The sequence below is a fragment of the Paraburkholderia fungorum genome, from assembly GCF_046027605.1.
Taxonomy (GTDB): domain Bacteria; phylum Pseudomonadota; class Gammaproteobacteria; order Burkholderiales; family Burkholderiaceae; genus Paraburkholderia; species Paraburkholderia fungorum_F.
Genome location: NZ_JAQQEF010000006.1, coordinates 97,963 through 123,440, shown reverse-complemented (window position 1 = coordinate 123,440; position 25,478 = coordinate 97,963). Strand labels below are relative to the sequence as shown.

The 25,478-nt window shown below is 61.1% G+C and carries 24 protein-coding genes; 7 read left to right on the top strand and 17 right to left on the bottom strand.

Annotation, left to right across the window (positions count from 1 at the left end):
* Positions 1 to 344: 344 nt before the first annotated feature.
* A complete protein-coding gene (locus PQR53_RS12720; protein WP_408453847.1) occupies positions 345 to 1,508 on the top strand; it encodes a porin in 1,164 nt (387 codons plus the stop codon).
* 122 nt (positions 1,509 to 1,630) lie between these two features.
* Here the strand turns inward: PQR53_RS12720 and PQR53_RS12715 are convergent, their stop codons facing one another.
* Positions 1,631 to 1,945 (bottom strand): helicase, encoded by a 315-nt coding sequence (locus tag PQR53_RS12715; RefSeq protein WP_408453844.1) that lies wholly within the window; start codon positions 1,943 to 1,945, stop codon positions 1,631 to 1,633.
* A gap of 153 nt (positions 1,946 to 2,098) precedes the next feature.
* Between PQR53_RS12715 and PQR53_RS12710 the strand changes: the two genes are divergently transcribed.
* Together PQR53_RS12710 and ppnP are read left to right on the top strand one after the other, a co-directional pair.
* Complete coding sequence (locus PQR53_RS12710) at positions 2,099 to 2,803, top strand: hypothetical protein (RefSeq protein ID WP_408454305.1); 705 nt, start codon at positions 2,099 to 2,101, stop codon at positions 2,801 to 2,803.
* Positions 2,804 to 3,097: 294 nt separating this feature from the next.
* A complete protein-coding gene (gene ppnP, locus PQR53_RS12705) occupies positions 3,098 to 3,418 on the top strand; it encodes a pyrimidine/purine nucleoside phosphorylase (protein ID WP_408453842.1) in 321 nt (106 codons plus the stop codon).
* 114 nt (positions 3,419 to 3,532) lie between these two features.
* On the opposite strand, the gene PQR53_RS12700 is transcribed toward ppnP, so the two are convergent.
* The 4 genes from PQR53_RS12700 to PQR53_RS12685 form a co-directional block, all read right to left on the bottom strand.
* On the bottom strand, positions 3,533 to 4,831 hold the full coding sequence (locus PQR53_RS12700) for an L-fuconate dehydratase (protein WP_408453840.1): 1,299 nt from the start codon (positions 4,829 to 4,831) through the stop codon (positions 3,533 to 3,535).
* A gap of 139 nt (positions 4,832 to 4,970) precedes the next feature.
* A complete protein-coding gene (locus PQR53_RS12695; protein WP_408454302.1) occupies positions 4,971 to 5,912 on the bottom strand; it encodes an ABC transporter substrate-binding protein in 942 nt (313 codons plus the stop codon).
* A gap of 97 nt (positions 5,913 to 6,009) precedes the next feature.
* Positions 6,010 to 7,035, bottom strand: coding sequence for an ABC transporter permease (locus tag PQR53_RS12690; RefSeq protein WP_179738507.1), 1,026 nt, complete (start codon positions 7,033 to 7,035; stop codon positions 6,010 to 6,012).
* 25 nt (positions 7,036 to 7,060) lie between these two features.
* Positions 7,061 to 8,572: a sugar ABC transporter ATP-binding protein gene (locus PQR53_RS12685; protein ID WP_408454299.1), complete on the bottom strand. Its 1,512-nt coding sequence runs from the start codon at positions 8,570 to 8,572 to the stop codon at positions 7,061 to 7,063.
* A 190-nt stretch (positions 8,573 to 8,762) separates the two neighbouring features.
* Between PQR53_RS12685 and PQR53_RS12680 the strand changes: the two genes are divergently transcribed.
* Positions 8,763 to 9,002, top strand: a complete 240-nt coding sequence (locus tag PQR53_RS12680; protein ID WP_408453838.1) for a hypothetical protein — start codon at positions 8,763 to 8,765, stop codon at positions 9,000 to 9,002.
* A gap of 569 nt (positions 9,003 to 9,571) precedes the next feature.
* Here the strand turns inward: PQR53_RS12680 and PQR53_RS12675 are convergent.
* The 4 genes from PQR53_RS12675 to ampC all read right to left on the bottom strand — a co-directional run bounded on the left by PQR53_RS12675 (position 9,572) and on the right by ampC (position 12,713).
* A complete protein-coding gene (locus PQR53_RS12675; RefSeq protein WP_408453835.1) occupies positions 9,572 to 10,213 on the bottom strand; it encodes a DsbA family oxidoreductase in 642 nt (213 codons plus the stop codon).
* Between the two features lie 315 nt (positions 10,214 to 10,528).
* Positions 10,529 to 11,011, bottom strand: a complete 483-nt coding sequence (locus PQR53_RS12670) for a cupin domain-containing protein (protein WP_408453832.1) — start codon at positions 11,009 to 11,011, stop codon at positions 10,529 to 10,531.
* A 151-nt stretch (positions 11,012 to 11,162) separates the two neighbouring features.
* On the bottom strand, positions 11,163 to 11,375 hold the full coding sequence (locus tag PQR53_RS12665; RefSeq protein WP_408453830.1) for a cupin domain-containing protein: 213 nt from the start codon (positions 11,373 to 11,375) through the stop codon (positions 11,163 to 11,165).
* Positions 11,376 to 11,543: 168 nt separating this feature from the next.
* Entirely contained in the window at positions 11,544 to 12,713 is a 1,170-nt protein-coding gene (gene ampC, locus PQR53_RS12660; RefSeq protein ID WP_408453828.1) for a class C beta-lactamase, read from the bottom strand.
* 269 nt (positions 12,714 to 12,982) lie between these two features.
* Between ampC and PQR53_RS12655 the strand changes: the two genes are divergently transcribed.
* Positions 12,983 to 13,843, top strand: a complete 861-nt coding sequence (locus PQR53_RS12655; RefSeq protein ID WP_408454296.1) for a class I SAM-dependent methyltransferase — start codon at positions 12,983 to 12,985, stop codon at positions 13,841 to 13,843.
* A gap of 64 nt (positions 13,844 to 13,907) precedes the next feature.
* Here the strand turns inward: PQR53_RS12655 and PQR53_RS12650 are convergent, their stop codons facing one another.
* From PQR53_RS12650 to PQR53_RS12620, 7 genes are all read right to left on the bottom strand, one after another.
* Positions 13,908 to 14,264 carry a cupin domain-containing protein gene (locus PQR53_RS12650; RefSeq protein ID WP_408453826.1) on the bottom strand — a complete coding sequence of 119 codons (357 nt, stop codon included), beginning with the start codon at positions 14,262 to 14,264 and terminating at the stop codon, positions 13,908 to 13,910.
* A gap of 305 nt (positions 14,265 to 14,569) precedes the next feature.
* Positions 14,570 to 16,471 carry a S9 family peptidase gene (locus tag PQR53_RS12645; protein ID WP_408453824.1) on the bottom strand — a complete coding sequence of 634 codons (1,902 nt, stop codon included), beginning with the start codon at positions 16,469 to 16,471 and terminating at the stop codon, positions 14,570 to 14,572.
* Between the two features lie 182 nt (positions 16,472 to 16,653).
* The gene (locus PQR53_RS12640) at positions 16,654 to 18,165 is read right to left on the bottom strand and encodes a tripartite tricarboxylate transporter permease (RefSeq protein ID WP_179738521.1); all 1,512 of its coding nucleotides are present in this window, start codon (positions 18,163 to 18,165) and stop codon (positions 16,654 to 16,656) included.
* 189 nt (positions 18,166 to 18,354) lie between these two features.
* Positions 18,355 to 18,897, bottom strand: a complete 543-nt coding sequence (locus tag PQR53_RS12635) for a tripartite tricarboxylate transporter TctB family protein (RefSeq protein WP_408453821.1) — start codon at positions 18,895 to 18,897, stop codon at positions 18,355 to 18,357.
* 87 nt (positions 18,898 to 18,984) lie between these two features.
* Positions 18,985 to 20,031: a tripartite tricarboxylate transporter substrate binding protein gene (locus tag PQR53_RS12630; protein WP_408453818.1), complete on the bottom strand. Its 1,047-nt coding sequence runs from the start codon at positions 20,029 to 20,031 to the stop codon at positions 18,985 to 18,987.
* A gap of 28 nt (positions 20,032 to 20,059) precedes the next feature.
* Positions 20,060 to 21,229, bottom strand: coding sequence for a Gfo/Idh/MocA family protein (locus PQR53_RS12625; protein WP_408453815.1), 1,170 nt, complete (start codon positions 21,227 to 21,229; stop codon positions 20,060 to 20,062).
* 3 nt (positions 21,230 to 21,232) lie between these two features.
* The gene (locus PQR53_RS12620; protein WP_408453812.1) at positions 21,233 to 22,306 is read right to left on the bottom strand and encodes a LacI family DNA-binding transcriptional regulator; all 1,074 of its coding nucleotides are present in this window, start codon (positions 22,304 to 22,306) and stop codon (positions 21,233 to 21,235) included.
* Between the two features lie 613 nt (positions 22,307 to 22,919).
* Here PQR53_RS12620 and PQR53_RS12615 point away from each other — a divergent pair.
* Both PQR53_RS12615 and PQR53_RS12610 read left to right on the top strand, forming a co-directional pair.
* Positions 22,920 to 23,873 (top strand): nitrilase-related carbon-nitrogen hydrolase, encoded by a 954-nt coding sequence (locus PQR53_RS12615; protein WP_408453809.1) that lies wholly within the window; start codon positions 22,920 to 22,922, stop codon positions 23,871 to 23,873.
* Positions 23,874 to 24,035: 162 nt separating this feature from the next.
* Positions 24,036 to 24,428, top strand: a complete 393-nt coding sequence (locus PQR53_RS12610; protein WP_179738529.1) for a PPC domain-containing DNA-binding protein — start codon at positions 24,036 to 24,038, stop codon at positions 24,426 to 24,428.
* A 70-nt stretch (positions 24,429 to 24,498) separates the two neighbouring features.
* On the opposite strand, the gene PQR53_RS12605 is transcribed toward PQR53_RS12610, so the two are convergent.
* A complete protein-coding gene (locus tag PQR53_RS12605) occupies positions 24,499 to 25,401 on the bottom strand; it encodes a LysR family transcriptional regulator (RefSeq protein ID WP_408453806.1) in 903 nt (300 codons plus the stop codon).
* Positions 25,402 to 25,478 lie beyond the last annotated feature (77 nt).

The following is a 25,478-nucleotide window of genomic DNA, read 5'->3' as shown; positions in this document are numbered from 1 at the left end:
GGACGACAACTCCCTGTAAATTGGTTTACGGAACGATGACGTCTCGATATATTCCGCAAGACATAACGGAGTAAGACGTTTCGGTTCACCCGAATACGGCTATACGCCAGACAGATTCGTCGTTGCTGCGGCGATTTCTGTCGCTGGGGCAGCGATTACCGTGCACAACGCGGCTTTCGTCTCACCCCTGTTCATTCGCATTTTCCAGACATTGATTTCTCTCGTGCGCGACCCCGTGCGGCTTTGCCGTGGGCGCTCGATCAATGCCTGGACGCTCGCCAACCTGGTTCGCGTCGCGCGTGACGATCATGCGCAGCGCGGGCTCCTTAAAAGAAGAAGGAAAAATGAAAAAGACCCTCCTCGCCACCGCAGTCCTCGGCAGCCTCTCGCTCAGCGCCCACGCACAGAGCAGCGTCACGCTCTATGGCCTGATCGATGCCGGTATCAGCTACGTGAACAACGCCCGTGCCGGCACGAGCCATGACAATCTCGTCAAATACGACGATGGCGTTGCGTCGGGCAGCCGTTGGGGTCTGCGTGGCACGGAAGATCTGGGTGGCGGCCTGAAGGCGATCTTCGTGCTGGAAAGCGGCTTTAACAGCGGCAACGGCACGCTCGGCCAGGGCGGCGCGCTGTTCGGCCGTCAGGCATTCGTGGGCCTGTCGCAGAACGGTGTCGGCTCGCTGACGTTCGGCCGCCAATACTCGTTTTCGACGGACTACCTCGGTGGCAATTACTCGACCGGTAGTCAGACCGTTGCGGGCAACTACGCCTATCACATCAACGACGTCGACCAGTTGACCTCCAGCCGGATCAACAACGCGGTCAAGTTCAGCAGCGCGAACTTCGCGGGCTTCACGTTCGGCGCGTTGTATGGCTTCTCGAACCAGGCGGGTGCCTTCGCCGGCGCACCGGCAAGCGGCACGACCGCGGCACCGGTGGCGGGTTCGTCGCGCGCCTATAGCTTCGGCGCGAACTACGCGAACGGCCCGATCAGCGTCGGCGCGGCGTACACGGACATTCGTTACCCGGGCCAGGCAGCACCGACCTTCTCGACCACGATTGCCAACGTGTCGACAGGCAATGTGCGCGACCTGCGTTCGTTCGGCGTCGGCGGCCGCTACGCAATCGGTGCGGCCACGCTGTGGGCGCTGTACACGAATACGCGTTTCGAAACGCTGACGGGCGCGGCCACGACCTTCACGGCCTACGATGCGGGCGCAAAGTACGCGTTCACCGCGGCCTTGACCGTCGGTGCGGGTTATACGTACATGCACTTGAGCAACGCCAACACGGGTCACTGGAATCAGGCTGACCTGAGCGTCGACTACGCGCTGAGCAAGCGCACGGACGTGTACGCGCTGGGCATCTATCAGATCGCTTCGGGACGCAACGGTACGCAGGACGTGCAAGCCCAGATCGGTTCGAGCACGAGCTTCTTCGGCCCGTCCGGTTCGGGCGCGGACAACCAGTTGGCATTCCGGGTCGGCGTACGCCACCGGTTCTGACATCCAGGTCTCTCGCGACAGCGAGGCTCAGTCCCGAGGCAATCGGCTGAGCCAGAACTAAAAAAGCCGCTCGTTCACACGGGCGGCTTTTTTTTCGCCGGGATTAAAGACCGGGCCGGTTTTTACGCCTCTTTCAACCAGGTCATTTCCACCGGCGACACCACCAGATGCCGGGACTCGCGTTTCAATTCGAAGATGAACCCGACGAGGATCATCGAGTCGGCATACGGGATGGGGAATACGTGAGGATTTTCCGCGCCGCGCAGCGGGTGAGCCGGCGTATCCGCCGTCGTCGCGGCGTTCGCGCGCACGCTTTCGAGTTCGTCGGCCATGGCCTGCCCACTGACCTTCAGGACGCGGCTACGCAAATCGCTAAACGGTTCGATGCGCGCCCCGTCTTCGTTGTATTCGGGCACTTCGTAGATGAACCAGGACATTTGCGTCTCCCAAGAAAAGGGAAGCTATTTTAGCAGTGAGGCCAACAGCGAACCCGTACGCCCGTGCCGAGGCGATTCCCGCGGAGTCGTTACAATGGCCCGGATGATTCGCCCCTCAACAGCATCAACAGCAAACCGCATCGCGTGCAAGACATCCTGACCTGCTATTACCCCAGTGGCGACGCCATCCGCAGTCGGCGCGTGAGCGACATCGTGCGATCAGGCACGCTCAACCTGCCTGCGCCCTCCGCACGTCTGCTCGCGGATTGGGAACGGGAGACGTCGTTGCACATGGTCCTCGAGCCCGGTGACGTCGAAGTCATGCCTTTGGCGCGAGCCCGGGTGCGCTGGCCGGACTACCCACGCTGCGTGCAGGCCATCTCCGATTGGACGTCTGCGCTCGGACTGCCCGACGTGCTTGCCGCCAGTGACGTAGCCCTCATGGCCTGCCGCGGCGCGAGGTACCACCATGACGGTGCGCAATACGGCGATTCGGCCTTCTGCAATCTCTTCATGAGCGAAGACAAGGGCCTAGACCTGCATTTTCCTTCTACGGGCCAGCGCATTCCTCTAACCCGAGGAACGGCGGTGATATTCGATACCGGCCAGCCTCATGGTGTCATTCAACGCGGTAGCAGCGGTTTCAATGCAGCCGACTTCGCGTCCGATCAGGGTCGCGTCCAGATATTCCTGACCTGGGAGCTGCCGATCGAAAATGCGCAGGTTGCGCGCGCACTCGACGTTGCCTTCGACATCGCCCCTTCAACCTCGTCGCAAGGGGATGAAGAGCAGGTCTTGCTGAACGGCGAACGGGTCATCGTGTGCCCGGATTCCGGTCGTTGGCGCCCAGTCGATTAAACGTCCGTCGCCGCACCGTGACGTCGCCCTGACCGAGCGGACAAGCTCACGTTCAGCGCGATACGCGCATGCAGCGAGCGCTGTTGCACCGGGATCGGCCGCGCTGCCGGACGGCATTCGAGACCTGCTACCCAAGGCCATCCCTTCGCGCCGCCGGCCGCCTGTATGATGGCGGGCTGGCGCTCGACCGAAAGCGCGCACAGGGGGGCCCGCGCAGATCGCACATCGCCTGCCGCCCGCTGCCGCCTCGCGGCGCCAATGCATCCATTCACGATGATCCAAAGGAAGACCGCCATGACGGCCGCAACGCAATTCGATCAGGTTTCCGTTATCAAACGCGCCAACGTCTACTTCGAAGGCAAGTGTGTTTCGCACACCGTTCTCTTCGCCGACGGCACCCGCAAGACGCTCGGCGTGATCCTGCCCGGCACGCTCAACTTCGGCACCGACGCGCCGGAACTCATGGAGGTGCAAGCGGGCCAATGCCGTATCCGCCTCGAAGGCAGTGACGAGTGGAAGACGTATGGCGCGGGCGAGTCGTTCCCGGTGCCCGGCAAGAGCCGCTTCGATATCGACGTGATCGAAACACTCGACTACGTCTGCAGCTATCTGTAAACACCGACGGGCGCATGGCGCCCGTTGTGCTTCTGACCGGACGCGCCCGCTAGTGGCGCGTCCTGGTTGCCCCTTCGCATGGGCACCTGAAACACCATTCCCGCGCGTGCTATCTCAGCGCCGCCAGGCCGGCCCCTCCGGAAAGTCATACTGATCGAGCGACGCCGCATGCATTTCGATGCTATAGCCAGGAAGTTGCGGCGGCATGTAATGGCCGTTGCGAATCACCACGGGATCGACGAAATGCTCGTGCAGATGATCCACGTATTCGAGCACCCGGTTCTCCAGCGACGCCGACACGCAGATATAGTCGAACAGTGAAATGTGCTGGACGTACTCGCACAAACCGACTCCGCCCGCGTGCGGGCACACGGGTACGCCAAACTTGGCCGCCATCAACAGGACGACGATCACCTCGTTCAGACCGCCCAGGCGGCAGCTATCGATCTGACAGAAGTCGATCGCATGCGCCTGCAGCAACTGCTTGAACATCACCCGGTTCTGGCAGTGTTCGCCGGTCGCCACGCCGATCGGCTTGATTCGCTGGCGGATGGCCGCGTGGCCGAGAATGTCGTCGGGACTCGTGGGTTCCTCGATCCACCACGGATCGAATTCCGCCAGACGCCGCATGTTCGCGACCGCTTCATCGACGTCCCACACCTGGTTCGCATCCATCATCAGCTTCAGGTTTTCGCCGATTTCCTCGCGCAGGATGCGGGCCCGGCGCATGTCTTCCTCGAGATTGCCGCCCACCTTCTGCTTGAAGTGCGTCCATCCCTGCGCGACGCCTTCGCGTGCGAGCCGGCGAATCTTGTCGTCGTCGTAGCCGAGCCAGCCGGCCGAGGTCGTGTAGGCCGGATAGCCGTGCGCGAGCATTTCTGTTTCGCGCTCGCCGCGGGTCCTCGCATGCCGATGCAGCATGGCGATGGCTTCCTGCGGCGTGATCGCATCGGTCACATAGCGGAAGTCGAGACAACGCACGAGTGCTTCGGGGCTCATATCGACGAGCAGCTTCCACACCGGCTTGCCTTCCGCTTTCGCCCACAAATCCCAGGCCGCATTCACCACCGCCGCCGTCGCCAGATGAATGGCGCCCTTGTCCGGGCCGATCCAGCGCAACTGGCTGTCCGAGGTCAGCGCGCGCCAGAAAGCGCCCATATTCGCGGCGATATCCTCCAGCGTCTTGCCGACGACGAGCGGCGCCAGCGCCTGCACCGCGGTCACGCAGATCTCGTTGCCGCGCCCGATGGTGAACGTCAGGCCATGACCGGTGAGCGCGTCCGGCGAATCGGTTGCGAGCGTCACGTAGGTGGCGGAATAATCCGGCGCGGCGTTCATCGCGTCGGAGCCGTCGAGTGAACGCGAAGTCGGAAACCGGATGTCCCGGACAGACAGCTTGGTGATCGTGACCATCTGAGCACCCTCCCCTATGAGGTTGATCGACTTGCGCCTATGCGCCACGCGGGCGGCGGCATTGAAAGACGCTTGCGCACCGGCTGCCGCCGCGCAAGCGCCGCACCCAACCTCTCCCGTCGCGCCCCTGCTTTAACGGTCAGTCATAGAGCACGGCGGCGATCTTGGGATCGGTCATATTGCTCTTGTCGTACCAGTAGAAGCCCGTGTCGACTTTCTTGGGCAGCTTCTCGCCCTTGAGCGCCTTCACCGCGGAGTCGACGACGCACTTGCCGATGCCGATCGGGTTCTGCGTGATGGCACCGTACATCAAGCCCGAATTGATGTCGTCCTTCTGCTCCTTGCCCGAGTCGTAACCAATCAGGACGAGCTTCTTGCCCGATTCCTTGACGCCGATCGCGGCACCCTCCGCCGAGCCTTCATTCGAACCGAAAATGCCCTTGAGGTTGGGGTTGGCCTGGATCATCGTCTTGGCGATTTCCGCCGACTTCAAATGGTCGCCGCCGCCATACTGGACCGAGACGATCTTGATGTTCGGGTGCTTCGCCTTCATCTCATTCAGGAAGCCGTCACGGCGATCGACGCCGGTGCGGCTGGTCTGGTCGTGTACGATCAGGCCAACTTCACCGACATTGCCGATGGCTGTGGCCATCTTGTCGGCGGCGAGTGAGGCCGCGGCAAGGTTGTCGGTTGCACAGGTGGTAAGCGGAATGTCGCTGTCCACGCCGGAGTCGAACGCGATGACCGGTATCTTGGCGGTCTGCGCCCGCTTCAACAGCGGAATGGCCGCCTTGCTATCGAGCGCGGCGATACCGAGCGCCTGAGGCTTCTTGGCGAGCGCGGCCGAAAGCATGTCGATCTGCTTGTCGACCATGGCCTCGGTTTCCGGACCTTCGAAGGTGATTCTGACGCTGTGCTCCTTGGCCGATTGTTCCGCGCCGGCTTTGACGGCCTGCCAGAACTGGTGCTGGAAGCCTTTCGAAATAAGCGGGATGTAGGTTTCGTCCGCGCGCACCAGACTCGTGCCGCCAATGAGCGCGCCAACGCCGACCACAACACCGATTAGTCTTCTTTTCAACATGGTGTTTCTCCTCCTAAGATGGGCATCAAGCTTCAGCCCGTTGTGGGAGCCTTGGCGCCCCCTTTCTTTGATCCGGTTGCGCGCCACGTAAGCTGCATCAGCTTTTCCTGCGCCGCAAAATATCGGCGTAGACCGCGAGAATGATGATGAGGCCGGTCACCACGATCTGCCATTCCTGAGCGACGGACATGATGCGCAGGCCGTTGGTCAGCACGCTCATGATGAACGCGCCGATGATCGTGCCGAGTATCGTGCCCGAACCGCCGCTGAGCGAGGTCCCGCCGATCACCACGGCGGCGATCGCTTCGAGTTCATAGCCCTGGCCTAGCGCCGGCTGCGCCGAATTCAGGCGCGAAGCAATCAGCAAACCGGCGACGCCGCAAATCGCGCCGCCCAACGCGTAAATGGCGATCTTCCACGCGTCGACATTCACGCCGGACAGGCGCACGGCTTCTTCATTGCTGCCAAGCGCAAAGGTATAACGGCCAAGCGCCGTGCGATTCAGTGTGATCGAACTGACGACCGCAAGGAAAAACAGAATCAGGACCGCATTCGGAATGGGCAGGCTCGGCAGGAAATAGCCGATCAGCGAATCCTGGGAGATCATGTAGAAGTTTTCAGTGTCGGTGAAGTAGATCGGTTTGTCGGCCGAGACGACCAGCGAAAGACCCTTCAGCAACATCATCATGCCCAGGGTGGCAATGAACGGCGGTATTTTCATTTTCGCCGTAAGGGTTCCCGACACGGTCCCGCAGATCGCGCCCGTGCCGATCGCAGCCACCACGCCGGCCCACATCGGCAAATGCCAGTAGGTCAGAAACACACCGCAAATGACCGCTGTGAAGGTCATCAACGTACCGACGGACAAATCGATGCCGCCGGTGATGATCACGAACGTACAGGCAATCGCCAGCACACCGTTGACCGCCGTCGCCTGCAGAATCCCGAGCATGTTGTCCATCTGCATGAACGAGGGAGACGCGAAGCTGAAAAAAACCAGCAGCAGGATCAGGCTCCCGAAGGCGAGCAGCTTTTGCAGCGCGGTCGGCGAGAAGACACGGGCCCGCAGGCCGAACAACCGTCCCTGCTTGGCCAGCGCCGAAGTGTCCGATGGCTGAGTCATAAATTGGGCTTCTCCTCTCGAAAGCTCATGCTGCTTTTAAGGTTTCGCGTTGCGTCGCCAACTGCATGATGCGCTCCTGCGTCGCCTCACTGGCGGAGAGTTCGCCCGTAACGCGGCCCTCGCACATCACGACAATGCGATCGCTCATGCGCAGGATTTCCGGCAATTCCGACGAGATCATCACGATTGCCTTGCCCTCCTCGGCGAGCGCGCGCAGCAACTTGTAGATCTCGCTCTTCGCGCCGACGTCGATACCGCGGGTCGGCTCGTCGAAGAAGAGCACGTCGCAGTCGCGTTCAAGCCATTTCGCAATCACGATTTTCTGCTGATTACCGCCTGAAAGAAGCCGCACCTCCTGCGTCGCGGAGGGCGTGCGAATGGCGAGCAGATTGATGAAATGAGAGGCTGTCCGCCGTATCTGGGCGCGGCGCAAGAAAAACTTGAACGACAGGAATTTGCGCAAGTTGGACATGACGATATTCGATTCGACGTCCATTCCTGTCGCAAGGCCGAAGCGCTTGCGGTCTTCCGACAGATAGCCGATCCCGCGTGCCACCGCATCGCTTGGCGTCCTGATCATTGCCTTCACGCCTTTCACAACGATTTCGCCCGATTCGACCGGATCGGCGCCGAACACCGCTCGCGCGACTTCGGTGCGGCCGGCGCCCATCAAGCCGGCAAAGCCCAGAATCTCGCCTTTGCGCAGCGTGAAGCTGACGTCCTTGACCAGCGGGCCGGCGTTGAGATGATTGACTTCGAGCGCGATCTCGCCCTGGCCCGCGACGCTCCGGGAAGGCGCGACATCGGTCAAGGTTCGCCCCACCATCATGCCGATGATCGCCTCGACGCTGGTGTCGCCGGCGGTGACGGTGGCCACATATTCGCCGTCACGCAAGACGGTGACGCGGTCGGCGATCTGCTTCAACTCATCCATCTTGTGCGAGATATAGATGATGCCCACGCCGCGGCTTTTCAGCTCGCGGATGATGCGGAAGAGTTCGGCGATTTCGGCGTCGTTGAGCGCCGAGGTGGGCTCGTCCATGATCAGCACGCGCGAATCGAAAGACAAGGCCTTGGCGATCTCGACCATTTGCTGGCTGGCGACAGTGAGGGTGCTGACAATCGCGCGCGGGTCGAGATTCACATGCATGCGGGCGAGGACGTCGCGGGCTTGCGCGTTGAGCTTGTCTTCGTCGAGGAACACGCCGAGGCGCCCGCGCGGCTCGCGGCCGATGAACATGTTCTGGGCGACGGTCAGATGGTTCATCAGTTGGAGTTCCTGATGAATGATGCAGACGCCCACGGCTTGCGCCTCGCGCGGGCTTGAGAATTCGACCGGCTGGCCGTCGTAGAGGAATTCGCCGGAGTCCCGGGTGTACACGCCGGCGAGGATTTTCATTAGCGTCGACTTGCCGGCGCCGTTTTCGCCCATCAGGGCGTGGACTTCACCGGTCACCAGGTCGAATTGGATTTCGTGGAGCGCCCGGACGCCGGGGAAGCTCTTGTTGAGTCTTTTGACGGAGATGAGGGGGGTCATGGGGTGGGGTGAGCGGCGATTCGGCAGGCGCCGATTCCGCAGGCCTCGGGGGGAGGGGCCGGCGGGCGCCGAGGCAATGGGCTTTGCCGGAGGCACGGGAGGCTTTGCCGCAGACGCGGTAGGCTTTGCCGGTGGCAGCAGGTTGAATCGTGATGAGCAGCCAGACGCATTGCCTGGGACCCCCAAATCGATGTGCCACGATTTTACGCCGGGCGGCGAGGGGGTTCTATTAGGCTATTACCTGATGTTGGTGGGGTTTGGCTGCCTGCGGCGGTGGGGTTTTGTTTTTGGCTTTGTTTTTGGTTTTGTTTTTGGTTTTGGTTTTGTTTTTGGTTTGGTTTGGTTTGGTGTGTCTGCGTGGGGATTGTTTGTCTGGTTGCTTACCGGTGTTGGCCTTTCCTTGATCTGGCTTTTTTTGGCCTTTCCTTGAATTGCTATCGGTCTATTAGCGTTGCCCCTGTGCGGGGCGGCACTTACTTTCTTTGCCGCCGCAAAGAAAGCTAAGCAAAGAAAGCGGCTCACACCGCCAGCGCATAAGCGGGTCCCCCGCACAGTCAGGGTAGTGGTGCATCTGGAATCTGTGTTCCCGCACATTTGGCGTCAGTGACAAAGCAGTCTTACTTCCCGCCTCGCACTGCGCGCTCGCCGGAAAAGGACACCGGGAAACAAGCGGCTTCGCCCCTGACTCGTGCAAACCATCAGCCTCTCCTCAACTAGACCGTCATGTTTCCAGCGACAACGCACGCGCCGAAGCGTAGTGCTTTGAGCCATCCGCCCTTCCCGCTAATGACTCGCGGGCCGCGCCGTCTCGAATAGTGGGAACGACAAGCTTCCCTGAATTCAAATCGGCCACAGACCCCCTAGTCACAGCCACGGCGCGCGCTCGCCACGATTGCCATAGTTGCCGTAGTTGCCGTAGTTGCCGTAGTTGCCGTGGTTGCCATAGTTGCCGTGGTTGCCATAGTTGCCGTAGTTGCCGTGGTTGTTTAGGTTGCCCCGCTACGCTTCGGTCAGAATCTTCTGGATCACTTGCTCGAAGGTCTCCACCGGCTGTCCGCCGCTCACCAGGTAGCGGCCGTTGAAGATGATCGCCGGTACCGACTGGATACCCTTCGCGTGGTATTCGCGTTCCTCCGCACGAACCTCATCGGCATACTCCCCGCTTCGTAATACCTCGCTGGCCTCCGCAGCGTCGAGGCCAACGGATTGCGCCGCCGCGACCAGCACTTCGTGATCGCTCGGGTCTTTGCCCTCGCCATGATAGGCCCGCAGCAGCGCCAGTTTGAGAGGTAACTGTTTGCCCTTGAGACCGGCCCAATGCAGCAGGCGGTGCGCGTCGAAAGTGTTGTAGACGTACGTACGCGAGCCGAAGCTAAAGCCGACGCTTTCGCCCCGCTCGCGGATCATGGCCTGTGTTTCGGCAATCTGCTCAGGTGTGCGCCCGTATTTTTTGCCAAGATAATCGACAATGGCCTCGCCCCCAGGTCCCATCTCCGGATTGAGCTCGAAAGGATGCACCACTATCTGGGCGTCCACCACGTCGCCCAGACGCGATAGCGCAAGCTGAAGCGATGACAGGCCAATTGCACACCACGGGCAGGCAATGTCAGAAACAAAATCGATTTTTAGCTGTTGAGTCATGTGCTTTCCTGAAGAAAATATTCTGCTGCGCGTCGGTTCATTAGCGTAAAGGCAGCCAGACGCGGCCCACGAGGTAGCCTAGCCTGAATCAACATTATCTGCAGGACCGCATCCCGGCGTAAGTCAAAGCGTCAGCCGCGCAGCCTCAGTCCAACATCCCGTTATGGTCGCCGAGCACTCTGGCAGGACCGCGTCCCATGGCGTAAGCCGAAGCGGTCAGCCGCGCAGCCTCGGTCCAACATTCCGTTATGGTCGCCGAGCACTCTGGCAGGACTGCGTCCCATGGCGTAACTCAAAGCAGTCACCCGCGCAGCCTCAGTCCGGCATCCCGTCGTGGTCGCCCAGCGGTCGGGTCGGCCAGTCGGTCCAGCGGTCCGCGCGGGTACGTTCGTGCGCTTCGTTGAGCGGATAACGAATCCGGTTGTCATCGCGCGGAGGTTCGCCGATCACCATCAGCCGGACTTCGTCTTTCGTATTGTTGATGAAGGTGTGGCAAATTCCAGTGCCCGAAGGAAACGCGACAGAATCGCCTTCTGCAATAGGATGAAGCACGCCGTCGATCCACACATCAGGCCTGCCTTCGAGCACGTACACAAACTCCTGCTCGGTACTTTCGGCATGCGGATAAGACGTGCGCCGGCCAGGCAGAAGTCTCACGTGGTGAATGCCAATGCGCGTAATGCCAAGTGCGGCGGAAAGCGGGGCGTCCAACGCCATCTTCTCCGTATCGCCGCGATAGGAATGCGCGTCCGGCTCTTCCAGTTCAGTCCAATGCTTGATGAAATCTGGGCGGCTCATCGACGGTTCTCCTCAGGATGTCCATCGATAATAGCGGTTTCCGCAAAAGGCAAAACCAGGAGGACACGCCCTCGGTCTCGCAGCGGAAAGCCGTATCCGCCTCACGTCATTGCGGCACTCGAACGTTGAACGGCTTTCCCGGCACCCACGCCTACGTCGCAATGACCTTCGCGCCTTCAGGACCGGCCGTGGTGACGTGGACCACATCGGCAGGCATCCGGTAGCTCTCGCCCGCATGCACGATCCGTGTGGGTTGACCATCGACCTGCACCGTTACCTCGCCCTCGAGTACATACGCAACCTCGGGACCGGCCGCCTTATGCCGCGGCTTCGATGCGTTCGGCGGGAATTCGGCCATGCCCATGCCCATCTCACGATCAGTTCCTGGAACGGGCACCCGTTGCAACACGACAGTGTCTCTCGCCGCCGGCGCGCGGCCGGCAGCTTGGGCTGATTGAATGCACATGGTGCACATGAGCGCCAGGACGAGAGGAGAAAGGCAGCGAGCGCTTTTCATCGAAGATGCCCCTCCTCATTGTTCGCCGTTGGCCAGCGACGTGAGAATCCGGTAGGCAGCGCTGACCCGTTCTTCATTGGGGTAGTTCTTGTTGGCGAGCATCACAATGCCCAACCGCTTCTGCGGAATGAATGCCACGTACGCGCCGAAGCCGTTGGTCGAACCCGTCTTGTTGATCCAGACGTCTCCACGAGGAGGTTGCGGCGGCGTGATTGCCGTGACCGGCGTGGCATTCAAAGCCATCGCCGACGAATTGCCATCCAGAAGCGTCTGCAAGGTGGCGGGATACGGATATTGTTCCCATATCAGGTCCTGGGTCATCGGCCCAGCCTTGAAGTAGCCGGTATGCGTATCGATGATCGCGCGCCGCAGCTTGGGGTCCAGCTGGATCAGATTCATGTTCGCTTGCACGAAGCGATTCATGTCGGCAGCCGTGGTCTTGATGCCATACGCTTCAGCCGACAACACCCCAGGCGCCATTCTGATCGGCGCGCCCTGTTTCGTGTAACCCTGAGCGTAGTCGCTCAATTTCCCAGCGGGAACCTCGATGTAACTGCTCTTCATATCGAGCGCGGCGAACAGATGATTTTCCACCAGTCCGCTAAAGTCCTGCCCCATGCTCTTTGCCGTTATCAGGCCGAGCGCGCCGATGCCGGGATTGGCATAAGTCCGATAGGTACCCGGCGCGTAGGCGGGCTGCCACTGCCTGAAATATCGCATCAGCTGTTCGTTGTTGTGGATGCTGTCAGGCACCTGCAGCGGGAGGCCGCCGGGCGTGTGCGTGCCCAGATTGAGGAGGCTGACTTTGCCAAAGCTGGAATTTCGCAGAGACGGAAGGTACTTGCCCGTCTGATCCGACAAAGATAAATAGCCGCTCGCCTGCGCATAGGACGTCAACGTCGCGGTGAAAGTCTTGCTGATAGAACCCAGTTCGAACAAGGTATCACCCGTGACCGGTTTTCTGTTTTCCGTCGACACCAGGCCATAGTTGAATACGTAGTGCCTGTCACCGTCGATGATGCCAACCGCCATGCCAGGAATGCCATAGTGCGCCATCACCGGTTGAACGGCGCGGTCCACTACACTTTTGATCCGGCTCTGCTGATCGTCGGCCGCGTGGCTCACGACTGCGGTTGCACAGGCAAACAAGGCGGTTGCGATGAGGCTGATGGTTCTGAGATTCATGTCCCTGATCTGTCAATTTTCTGCGGATGGGTTACGTCCAGGCGGGTTCGCCGAGGAAGGAGTATGCGTGCACACAGTCGCATCGACTATCGACGATATCTTGTCCGCGGCGAAAGAAAATCTTTCGAGTAACTCGCGATATCCATCAAGCATCGTCCTACGGGGAACATCAATGCGGAAGCGCCGCGAGTCTGCGATAGGATCGCAGTACTTTGTAGATCAGCTTCAACCAGGACGAACCTGAGCACGAACCCGGAGGAATGAAAGTCATGACCGACACGCAAGATGTAGCGCCGGACAGCACCGCAGCGCGAGTCGCCTTGTGGCGCGCCCTGCATGTCGAGGCCGACGCCCCGCCCCATGTGCTGGAAGACAAAATCGGTCTCAAGCTGCTGGCCCCGGACGCAGGCTGGCGCAGCCGCGGCGACATGGACCCGCAGTTCACGCGGCCCTTTCGCGCATCAATCGTGGCCCGCGCTCGCTTCATTGAAGATCTGGTTGTTGAACAGGCCGGCCTCGGGCTGAGTCAGTATGTCATCCTCGGCGCCGGGCTTGACAGCTTCGCACAGCGCCGGCCGGAGATCGCGTCGCGTCTGAATGTGTTCGAAGTCGACCAGCCAGCTCCTCAGGAATGGAAGCGTCAGCGCCTGATCGAGCTCGGCTTCGGCGTGCCCGGCTGGCTGCGCTTCGTGCCGGTTGATTTCGAGGCGGGCGGGAGCTGGCGGGATGGGCTCGTGGCTGCCGGATTCGATGAGCGCAAGCCGGCCATCGTGGTCTCCACGGGCGTCAGCATGTACCTGACCAAGGATGCGAACGCGGCCACGCTGCGTGAAGTTGCGGCCCTCGCGCCAGGATCGACGCTCGCGATGACGTTCCTGCTCCCGCGGGAACTGGCGGACCCCGAGGTACGTCCTGGGCTTGAAATGGCCGAGAAAGGCGCGCGAGCCAGCGGCACACCGTTCCTCAGCTTCTTCACCCCGCCGGAGATCCAGGCGCTGGCTCACGGGGCGGGCTTTAAAGAAGCACGGCACGTCTCGGCGGCGGATCTTACCCAGCGCTATTTTATGGGCAGGACGGATGGTCTGCGGCCGCCAAACAATGCGGAAGAACTGCTGGTGGCAAATACGTAGACATGGACACGGCGGCCGGGTCGCAAAACACGATCGGAGAATCCAATGCCGGCCCCCATGACGCTCACGACGACCCTGTCAAATCCGGCGGCGCATCGCACTGGACGGTCGCCGCATTGGCCTTTTCAACCGTGAGATTGACCGAGCGCGCGCCGACTGGCCGCGTTCGATGGCGCGTACCCGCCGGCACAGTCAGCAATTGACCGGCATGCAGTTCGACCGATCCATCGTCGAAGTCGACGGCAAGCGCGCCTTCAACAACGAAAAACGTTTCGTCCGAGTCCGGATGCAAGTGCCAGAAATACGGTGCATCCATGACACTTATATGGACGTCGTGATCATTCACGCTCGTCAGCACCTGGTTTGAATATCCTTGAAGCATGCCGCCGGCGACCGCACCAATATCGATCAGCTGGATCATGTCGTCTCCGCTTACGTAGTGGACAAGGTTGGGCTAAACGTACACAGCGCGCTGTCTGACACACCGCATACTCCAAACGCCCAGCGTAACCCGTTAGCGGCGCAGTCGCCAAGTCAAAAAATTTGGTCGGTATGTGAGCGAAATTCACCGGTGGTTTCACGCTGGATGCGCAAGCGTTCGAAGCGCTAACGCCAACGTTAATCGCAGCGAGCAAACATGCGCCCATACGTACTGAGCGCCCACGGCGGTCGGCGCCCCGTCGCGCCTTAACCGCCGTCCGCTGACTGCTTGCTGGTCCTTCGGCGTTACGTTGCCGAGCGGCCGCCCAGGTGTTGCGCGAGGAAGGCTTCCATGGCTTCGTAGAATTCGAACTGATTTTCTTCGTTGTGGAAGCCGTGCCCTTCGTTGTCCTTGAGCATGTACTTGACGTCGACGCCGCGTTCGCGCAGCACGTTCACGATCTGATCGCTTTCGGCCTGCTTGACTCGCGGATCGTTCGCGCCTTGCGCGACAAATAGCGGCGTCACGATCCGGTCCGCGAAGAACAACGGCGAGGCATCGTGCAGCGCCTGTTTGCCTGCCTCGGTTTGCGGGTTGCCGATCATCTCGTACATCATGTCGATCATCGGCTTCCAGTAAGGCGGCATCGATTCGAGCAACGTGAACAGATTCGACACGCCGACGTAGTCGACCGCCGCGGCATAGCGTTCGGGTGTGAACGCCACGCCGGCGAGCACCGCGTAGCCCCCGTAACTCGCGCCGTAGATACCCACGCGCGCGGGATCGATAAGACCTTGCGTGACGAGCCAGTCGACGCCGTCGTCGATGTCGTTTTGCATCGACTTGCCCCATTGACCGAAGCTGGCTTCCCAGAACGCGCGTCCATAACCCGTCGAGCCGCGGAAGTTCAGCTGCAACACCGCATACCCGCGATTGGCGAGCAATTGCGCTTCAGCGTTGAACCCCCACGAATCGCGCACCCAGGGGCCGCCATGCGGATTGACGATCAATGGCAATGGGTGCTCCAGCTTTTGCCCACGTTCGATGCCCGCAGGCAAGCTCAAATAGCCGTTGATTTGCAGACCGTCGCGCGCGGCGAAGCGGATCGGTTCCATTCGCGCCATGTCCGCGGCGTCGAGCCAGGGCATCAGCTCGGCAAGCCTGGAAAGATGACGGCTTGCAATATCGTAAGTCCAGGTCGAGCCCGGTGACAGGTCGCTCGACGCATGCACGATCGCACGCGACTCGTCGCGCGTGATGCTCGTGATCGTGATTTCCTGGCCGGGCAGCTGGCGCTTCAGGTCCTCATGGATCGAGCGGGCCCACTCGTCGAAGAAGTGCCGATGCGTGCGGTCGTCGACGTACCACGCGGCGGTCAATACGCGCCGATGCTCCGAAAACAGCAGGCCGCTCACGTCCACGTGTTCGGCTTCGAACAGCAGCTCGCCCTCTTGCGCACTTTGCGGGTCGAACTCAAAGATGGCCGTCTTGTCTCGGCCACGGTTGGAGAGCACGTACAAACGCTGATCGTCGAATGTGAAGAACAGCGGCGCTACCGTTTCGCGAAAGTTCGTGGTCAGGATCGGGCGGAACGGGTCGGTTTCGGCATCGCGATAGAGCAGCGTCGTGTTGACACCGTCGGTGGCGGAGGCAACGCGCAGGCGCCCGGCATGATCGGTCATCCATCCCATGATGTTGCCCGGATTTTCAGCGATCGAGGTGAACTCGCCCGTCACGACGTCGACACGGAACACGTCGAACACCTGCGGATCGCGCCGGTTCATCTGGATCAGGATACGGCGGTCATCGTCCCTGAGATCGTCGACGATGCTCGCCTGGACACCGTCGAACGGAGTCAGGTCGAACGGTTCGCCACCATGGATCGGCACCGACAACACGTGAAAGTTTTCGTCGCCGCCGAAGTCCTTGACGAACAGGATCCGATCGTTGCCTTTCCAGGCGTGCCCGGGTACGTCGCGTTCGGATTCGCTGGTCAGCGCTCGCGCGTCCCCAAGCGGCGAACCGTCGGCGCCGAGTTCCTGAACGAAGATGTTCTGGCGGCCCGCGTGCCGGGTCAGAAACGACAGATGCCGGCCATCCGGTGAAATCGTGAAATCGTGCTTCTCAGGCCTGCGGAAAAAGTCGCGCACCGGATAGAGTCTGGCGGTCCGGTCAGCGGCTTCGTTCATATCGTTTGCGGCACTCATGCAGTCCTCCTCAAAAGCCGTATTTGACCATGATCGAGGACTTTCTCGCAGACTGCACATTGCAGCAAGCAACGGGGACGGCCGATTACCTGCGCGGATAGCGTTCAGGCAGCGGGAGAAGCCATCGGCCTGGACGACGGCGTGTCTGGTACAGCGCCACGCGATCACTACAGAACGAATCGTCAGCCCGGCAGGCGCACGGCGGACATAGCCCGGCTCACGATCCGACGGCACGCGGGGACGTAAAGGAGCATCGTCACTAGCGTGACGAGCGCAAAGCCCATGCAGATCGGCCGCGTAAAGAACGGCACGATACTCCCTTCAGTCAGGACGAGGCCACGGCGCAAGCTCTTGTCGAGCACGGATCCCAGTACCAGTCCGAGCACGAACGGCGCCATGTGGTAGCCACGCTTGCGCAGGAAAAAGGCGCCGATACCGATAGCAACCATGCAATAGACGTCGAACAGGCGCGAGGCGCCTGCGAACGCGCCAACCGTACAGAGCAGGAAGACGATCGGCATCAGGATGGCACGCTTGATGCGCAACACCAGCAACAGCGGGCGCACCATGAACAGGCCGAAGATCAGGATGCTGACCATGGCGAGCGAGGTCATGGCGACGACGTCGTAGACAAACTGCGGATGCTGGATCATCAACATCGGTCCAGGCTGGATCCCGTGGATGATCATCGCGGCCAGCAACACCGCCGACGGAGCCGATCCGGGGATGCCGAGTGCGAGGCACGGAATCAGGTGGCCGGGAATCGACGCCATGTCGCCCGTCTCGGCAGCCATCAGGCCGTCGATCGAACCATGACCGAACTTCTCCTTCTCCCGGCTGAAGGCCCTCGCGGCCGCATACGACATCCACGCCCCCGTGTCCTCGCCGACGCCCGGCAGCAGACCCGTCGCTACCCCGATCACACCTGAGCGCAAGACGGTCGGCCAGTACTGAAGCACTTCTCGAAAGCGCGGCAGGGACGAGTCGCGCATGCTGACAATCTTGCGTTCGACCGGGTCCGCGAGCGTGGTCAGAATCTCCGAGAACCCAAACGCGCCGACTAGCGCGGGAATGAGCGCGATTCCGCCCGACAGTTCATTCCAGCCGAAGGTGAAACGGTCGTATGCGTAGAGCCCCTCCTGGCCGATCTGGGCCACGAACAGCCCGAGAATGCCCATGAGCCAGCCCTTTAGCGGGTCGTCTCCGACAATCGAGCCCGACAGGGTCACGCCCAGTAGCGCGAGCCAGAAAAATTCCTGCGCGCCGAACGACAATGCAACCTTGGCGAGCAGCGGCGTGAACGCAGCGAGACACAGTACGCCGAATAACACGCTGGTAAACGCACCCGAGGTTGCGATGCCGATCGCACGACCTGCCTCTCCGCGCAGCGCCAAAGCATGTCCGTCCGCACATGACGCGGCATTGGCCGCCGTCCCTGGAATATTCAGCAGGATCGCCGTGCGCGAGCCGCCATACAGCGTGCCCACGTAGGAACAGATGAGGATGAGAATGGCGTCGTTCGCGGGAAGCTTGATCGTCAAGGTCGTCAGCAATGCGATGCATAACGTGGCAGACAGGCCAGGAAGGCAGCCGACCATGATGCCAATGAACGTCCCGCCAAGACCATAGGCGATCGATATTGGATTCAGGAAACCAAGATAGGCCTGGCCAAAGTCTGCAAGTCCGGAAAACATCGCTTCCTCCTCATCTGAACGACCGTGGACAGTCAATCGTCTCCCCGGCTACACGCAGGCATGCGTTGGCGTACGTTGGCGTACGTCGATGCATGCCGGCGAATTCGAACTGCCCTGCCCTTCCTGATTTAAAGCCCGGCCCACTCAATGCGCAGGACCTTACGGTTACGGTTACGCTTACGCCGCGCGCTATGGCAGACGGACGAGAAAAAAAGTCTGGAAAATCAGGGTGATCGCACCGCCCGCGCCCAAACCGATAGTCACGGCGGTCGCGATCTCGCGCAGTCCCAGCCTCGCTTGCGCGGCCTGTCTTTGCGCCTGCTGCAACGTCAGGATCGAAGTCGACACGAAAATCGCCCCTACGAGCCAGAACGGCAATCCGTGTCCCAGCAGCGCGACAGTAAAGATGAGGCACAGGGCGAGCACGCGAAGGAGCTGCGCGTGCCCGCCACCGGCCGCGGCGCCGGACCCAGGCGCGCGGCGCGTCAGCGCGCCCTCGCCGATGCTGCGAAACGCCAGCAACGCACCGAGGCACATCATCGCGACGCCGAGCAGCCCGGGCAGGAGGCCCGGCGCCGTGTAGGGATTGATCCCCTGGCTCTCCAGCCGATCCATCGACAAGGACGCGATGAGGATGATTCCGCCCAATACCACCCAGACAACCGCATCCTGGAGATTGCGTCGCGCGCTGGGCGCCCGGTCGCGCGCTCCGTCTTCCGTTGAATCATTCATGGACGTTGATCCACTGTGCGTGCTGCGTGGAAATGGCCGCTCAGAGCGTGGCTGAGACCGCGAGACCGTTATGAATTGCGACCGTGCTCAAGGAGCCGGAATGCCGACCGTGTCAGGCGACACCTTCGCTTTTCCGGTTCTGAACAGCATCCACGCATTGGCCTGAACCGCCGGGAACGCCGCCTTCTGCGCCGCGTCGCCATCGATCGGCGTGACCAGCGCGCCACGGCTCTCGGCGAACTTGCGCAGCGCTGCGCTGTTCGCAATCGTGGTGTTCCAGATTTTCGTCACGGTGGCGACCACGTCGTCGGGTACGCCGTTGGGAATGAAAATGCCCGTGTAGTTGGCCGGCGCGTTAAATCCAGGGAGGGTCTGCGACAACGCGGGAATGGTGCCGTAGCCTGACAGCACGAGCGGTTGATTGCTGATCGTGGCGAGTGGCCGCAGAAGCTTGCCTCGGATCATGTCGGCTTCCTCCGCCGCAAGCTGGCTGGTGGCATCGGTCTCTCCCGACACCGTTGCGACCACGGCGGGGCTGCCGCCGTCATAGGCGACATGCCGGTAGCTCACTTTTGCCGCGCTGGCGAACTGATCGATGGCCATGTGTCCCGAAGACGTGATGCCGGCCGTTGCCACGGAGATTTTGCCCGGATGGGCGGCCATCGCCGCGATGAGCTCCTGCGTGGTTTTATAGGGCGTCTGCGGGTTGACGCTCAGTACCGGAATGTTCGCCACGCTCAGAAACAGGTGCCAATCCTTCAGCCGGGTCTTCAGCATGCCCTGGGTTTCGTAGCTGCCCAGATCCTGCAGCGCGCCGGCGGTCCACGTGTAGCCGTCGCGCGGCGCGTCAAGCGCGCTCTTCGTGCCGATCGATCCCGACGCCCCCGGTTGATTGACGATGACGATGGTCTGGCCTAGCGCCTTTTCCATCTCCGCGGCCGCGATCCGGGTGACCTGATCGGTCGCGCCGCCTGCCGCCCATGGAACGATGAGGTTGATCGGATGGGTCGGCTTCCAGTCCGCGGCGAATGCCGGCGCGCCGGAAACCGCCAGTGCGCCGAGCCCCAATAAGATCAGTTTTCCGAACGGCTTCGTGGCGTGTGAAACGGCACGGTCGAGTAAGCGTTTTTTCATGTCCGAGTCTCCTCCGTTATGGGTTGCGTCACAGGTCGATGCGACGCCCTTCATCTGCGGACCAGTAGGCCGCGTAGTGCACTTTCATGGCTTCGTAGGCGAGATCCAGACCCGCCAACGGTGCCCGCCCGAATGCCACGCACTCCATGAAATCCTGAATCTCCTGCCGGTAACCGCGCGTCCATTCCTCCTCGAGGCAGACGAATTGCCAGCCGGTCTTGCGATCGACTTTCTCCGTGATGTACACGTCCTTGAGCTTTTCCTCATCGGTCATGTAGGTCGTCAGATGGTTGTTCGGCGTGATGTTGGCGAATAGCGCGCCACCGCTCGTATAGGCCTCCACCACGTTGCGCACGCCGCCAAGGATCATGTCGCCGGAGAACACGGTTGCCTTCGTGCCGTCGCTGAACGTCAGGCTCAACATGCCCCAGTCTTCGACATCGAACGGATTGGCCTTGATAAACGGACGCTCCTCGGGCGCGAGTCGCGCGGTCACGTTGCCGACATCGGCCACTACACTCGCGACCGAGATCTGTTCGCCACGTGCCTCTGCTTCGACCTGCTTCAGATGCAGTACCGCCGACAATGGATGGCATCCCTGACGGATCAGCGCGCCGCCTCCGGTTTGCGCCCACTGCGCGGCATGCGCGGCGTGCGAGCCGCTGTGACTCTCCTCGGCCTTCATGAACAGGATCTTGTCGCGCGTGGCACGCACCATCTCAGCGGCCTTGGTCACGGCCGGGGCGTAGATCCAGTCTTCGGCATACATGAAGAGGCGGCCGCTTTGCCGCACCGCTGCCGCGGTTGCCTCCATCTCTTCCATCACGCGTTCATACATCAGCGCCTTGGGGACTGCTTTGCCGATCGGCGTCGCGTCGCCGGGACGGCCAAAATAGCCGGTGAAAGGCTTCTCGCAGATGACATGCTTGCCGGCCTGCACCGCCTCGACGACCATCCCGGCATGCAAGTCCGGCGGCGTGCAGATATCGATCACGTCGATGCGAGGATCGGCCAGCAAGGTCCTGTAGTCGCGCGTGGTTTCTGCAATCGCGTACTTGCGTGCGAAGTCGACGACATGGTCGCCGCGCGCAGCCACGCTCACCACTTCGACATTCACGCCGTAGACGCGCCGGTAAGCGTGCATGTGCAGCTCCGAGATGAAGCCACAGCCGATCAGACCTACTCTCACTTTCGACATGCTTTAGCTGTCCTGTTGTTGTGGGCCGCCTTGACGGGCCGCATAGTGGGAAGAGACGTCTTTGACGGATTGCCCGCCGCGAAGCGAAACGGGCAGCACGAGCCGCGGCTCGGAATACGCTGGATCAGCGACTTTCGACAGCAGGAGTGTTGCCGCATGCCGGCCCATTTCCGCCTCCGGGCGCTCGATGCAACAGAGTGCCGGCGAGACGAGGTCGCACCACTCCGGCGTGCCGATGAGGATCAGCGAGAGGTCGTCCGGCCAGCGGATGCGGCGTGCCTGAAGTTCCATCAGCACACCCTTGCCAAGATCGAGGTGATTGGCCAGCACGAGGGCCGTGACGTCGTCGAAGGGCAGCCGGGCCGCGAGGCGCCGGCCTTCGCTTTGGGTCAGATCGCCCAGCAGGAGCCAGTCTGGCTTCGGCTCGATGCCGGCCTCGCGCAACGCGTCGAGATAGCCGTCAGCGCGGTGCCGGATGTTCGGTATGGGTGAATCCCAGCCGATGAAAGCGATGCGCCGATGGCCGGCTTCGATCAGCGTACGGGTGGCGAGATAGCCGGTCATGCGGTTGTCATGCCCGACGAAGTCGCGTTCGGGCAACTCGGTGCCCACCGGGCGCTCCAGCACGACAGTCGGCATTCTGTGCCTGCGCAACAATTCGCCGCTTTCCGTTCCCGACAGCACCGGACAGAGGATGCAGCCGTCGATGCGCTGGGCGACGAGCCGCTCGAGGATCATCCGTTCCTGCTCGAGACTCTCGTCGCTGTTGCAGATGAGAACGACATAGCCTGCCTGACGGGCGACGGCTTCGACGTCGACGCAAATGCGCGTGAAGAACTCGTTTCCAAACTGCGGGACCAGCACGGCGATCATGCCGCGCTCCTTGCCCTTGAGCCCGCTTGCTACCGCGTTCCTGACGTAACCCAGTTCCCTTACGGCCTCGACGATCCGCTGACGCAGCGCCGGGCTGAGTGCCTGATCCTTGTTGTTCAGGACATACGACACCGACGCGATCGATGTCTGTGCCAGACGGGCGACGTCCTGGATAGTCGGTACGCTGCTGCGCTTTGACACCATGCCCCTCCTTTAGAGAAACAATACCGCCTGGCCAGTCTGGAAAATGACAGCACTTAATCGTTTAGATCCCGACTTAAACGTTTAAGTAGACGCATTTGACAAGACGAACGTATCGGTTGTCAATGGGGGCGCACCATGAGATTTGCGCTCAGCGGGCGAGGTTCGGCCCAGCCCGGGCGGTCGACCCACCTTTTCCCAAATGGCCGCTTCCGAAGTACAACGACGTCTCCTGTTTTTGTCCATTTCGACGCCTGTTCGGCCTGCGCGGACGTTCTATCTATGAGTCTCCCGGCGGCCCAGGAGGGGAGGCTTTGCCTGCTAGCCACCTATACTTGTAGTGACTTGCAATCCACAGTGACCGTGTTCGCAGTCAACGAATTTTGCAGCTCAAATTAGTTTCGACTGACGGACTCCGCCGGCTCTCATTCGCTGCGACCAGGCGATAGCTGCAAGGAGCGTCAACCAGCATCGGCGCATGGTTCAAGCTCGAAGAACGCGTGGCGTAGCGCGTTTCCAGGATCCCGTTCGATCGCGAACACTTCGCGCTATCGCAGTGCACAGTTGCACGCCGGCGCACTTCCGATGGTAACCACTACATTCATGGAGAATTCTGATGCAACAGAAATTACGTGCTGCGGTTGCGCAATCGGGATCCGTCGTCTTCGATGCAGACAGAACCATCGATAAAGTCGCGACGTTCACCGCCGACGCCGCGCGGCAAGGCACTCAACTCATCGTATTTCCTGAAGCATTCGTCTCAGCCTATCCAAAGGGGCTCGATTTCGGCTCGACCATCGGTGGAAGAACTGCTGCCGGGCGCGACGACTACCGCCGCTACTATGACAGCGCGTTAGAAGTGCCAGGTCCCGGCACCCGCCGGTTGGGCGAGGTTGCCGCCGAGTACAGGCAATACATCGTGATCGGCGTAATCGAGCGGGACCACGGCACGCTGTATTGCACTGCGCTGTTTTACGGTCCGGACGGCATGATGCTCGGCAAGCATCGCAAGCTGATGCCAACTGCTGCCGAGAGGCTGATCTGGGGCTATGGCGATGGGTCGACCCTCCCGGTTTTCGACACCCCGTTCGGCCGGCTCGGCGCGGTCATTTGTTGGGAAAACTACATGCCATTGATGCGCATGGCAATGTACGCAAAGGGTGTTCAGATTTACTGCGCCCCCACGGCTGATAGCCGGCCAACATGGGCTTCCTCCATGCAGCACATTGCCCTGGAGGGTCGCTGCTTTGTGTTGTCGGCCTGTCAGTACCTGCGCCGATCGGATTGCCCGACCGACTATGCCGCAATCCAGGGTAACGATCCGTCCACAGTGCTGATGAGCGGTGGAAGCTGCATCGTCAGCCCGCTTGGCGAACTCATAGCCGGGCCAATCTTTGAGCAGGATGCATTGCTCGTGGCCGATCTTGACCTCAACGACCTTGCCCGGGCCAAGTATGACTTTGACGTCGTGGGCCACTACGCGCGTCCGGACGTCTTCCGTCTGTATGTCAACGAAGCAGCGACGCCTCCCGTCGTATTTGAGAAAAATGGATTCGGCAGCGGCGCCTGAAGATCAACGCGGGCAAGCAAAAGAGCGCCAGCCGGAGGCCGAACCTCCCCAGTTGCCTGATTTCTTAACCGGGACAGTCCTTATCCGCGAAAGCCGCGCTCAATTGCGGGAAGGCTCAATTCGCCTTAACCTGTCACGACATCCTCAGCCCGGAACCGCTCGATGCAAGCCCTCCCTTTGCGCCTCTTTCCCGGCGACGATCTGCGAGCCGCCCTCGAAGACGTCTTGCGTCAGACCAAGGTGCAGGCGGCCTTCGTGATCCAGGGCATCGGGAGTCTCAGCGTTGCGCAATTGCGGTTTGCCGGAGACGACGATCTTACTGAGCTGCGCGACGATCTGGAAATCCTGACGCTCGCTGGGTCCATCTCATCCGATGGCGCGCATCTGCACATGTCGGTTTCCGACCCGCGCGGTCGAGTGTCGGGTGGTCACGTGGGACACGGTTGCTCGGTCCGCACGACAGCGGAGGTATTGCTGGCGCTTCTTCCCGAATATCGCTTCTCCCGGGAGCGCGATTCAAGTTCAGGGTTCATGGAACTGGTGATACGAAGTTGAACGCAGCCACTCCTCGGCGCCGACGCGCAGCGCAATATCCGGTCATTGTTCTGGGAACGCAAGCTGGTTCCTACACTTCGGCCAGGACTTCCGCCGGCTTGCGCGCCAGATCGACGAACGCCTTCAGGTAGTCAATTTCAGTGTCCGTCTCGCGAGCGCCCAAAAAAATCTGTTTGGCGATGCCCTTTCGCCCGAGCCGCACCGGAACAATGTTCATCTTGCCGGCATACTCTTCCACCAGCCAGCGCGGCAGCGCCGCGACGCCTCTGCCGCTTGCCACCATCTGCAGCATGATGTCGGTGGTCTCGATCACCTTGTGACGCCGCGGCGTGACCCCTGCCGGCATCAGAAACTGGTTGTAAATGTCGAGTCGGTCGGTCTCGACTGGATACGTGACCAACACCTCGCGCGTCAACTGATCCGGCTTCACATACTCGGCCGTGGCAAGCGGATGCTCGCGATTCACCACCAGCACCTGCTCGTAGTCGAACACGGGTTCGAAGCGCAAGCCCGGCTTATACAGCGGATCAGGCGTCACCAGCAGATCGATCTCGTAGCCGAACAACGCGCCGATCCCGCCGAACTGGAATTTCTGTTTGACGTCCACGTCGACGTCCGGCCAGCGCGCGAGATACGGCGACACCACTTTGAGCAGCCATTGGTAGCAGGGATGGCATTCCATCCCGATCCGCAACGCGCCGCGCTCGCCCTGCGCGTACTGACCAAGGCGCTCTTCAGCAAGCGCCAGTTGTGGCAGCACGCGGTTTGCCACGGCTAACAGGTACTCGCCGGCCTGCGTCAAGCGCAGGCTGCGCCCCTCGCGCAACCAGATATCCGTGCCCAGTTGCTGCTCCAGCTTTTTCATGGAGTGGCTGAGTGCGGATTGCGTCACACAGAGGATTTCCGCCGCCGCGGTCAGCGACCCGTGCTTGTCCACTGCCTGGACGATGGCCAGATGAATTCTCTCAAGCATGATGGTATAGGCGTGAATGATGCATGAGCAAAACTAATGATTCGTTGAATTAACACCATTTTACTTCATAAACCGCC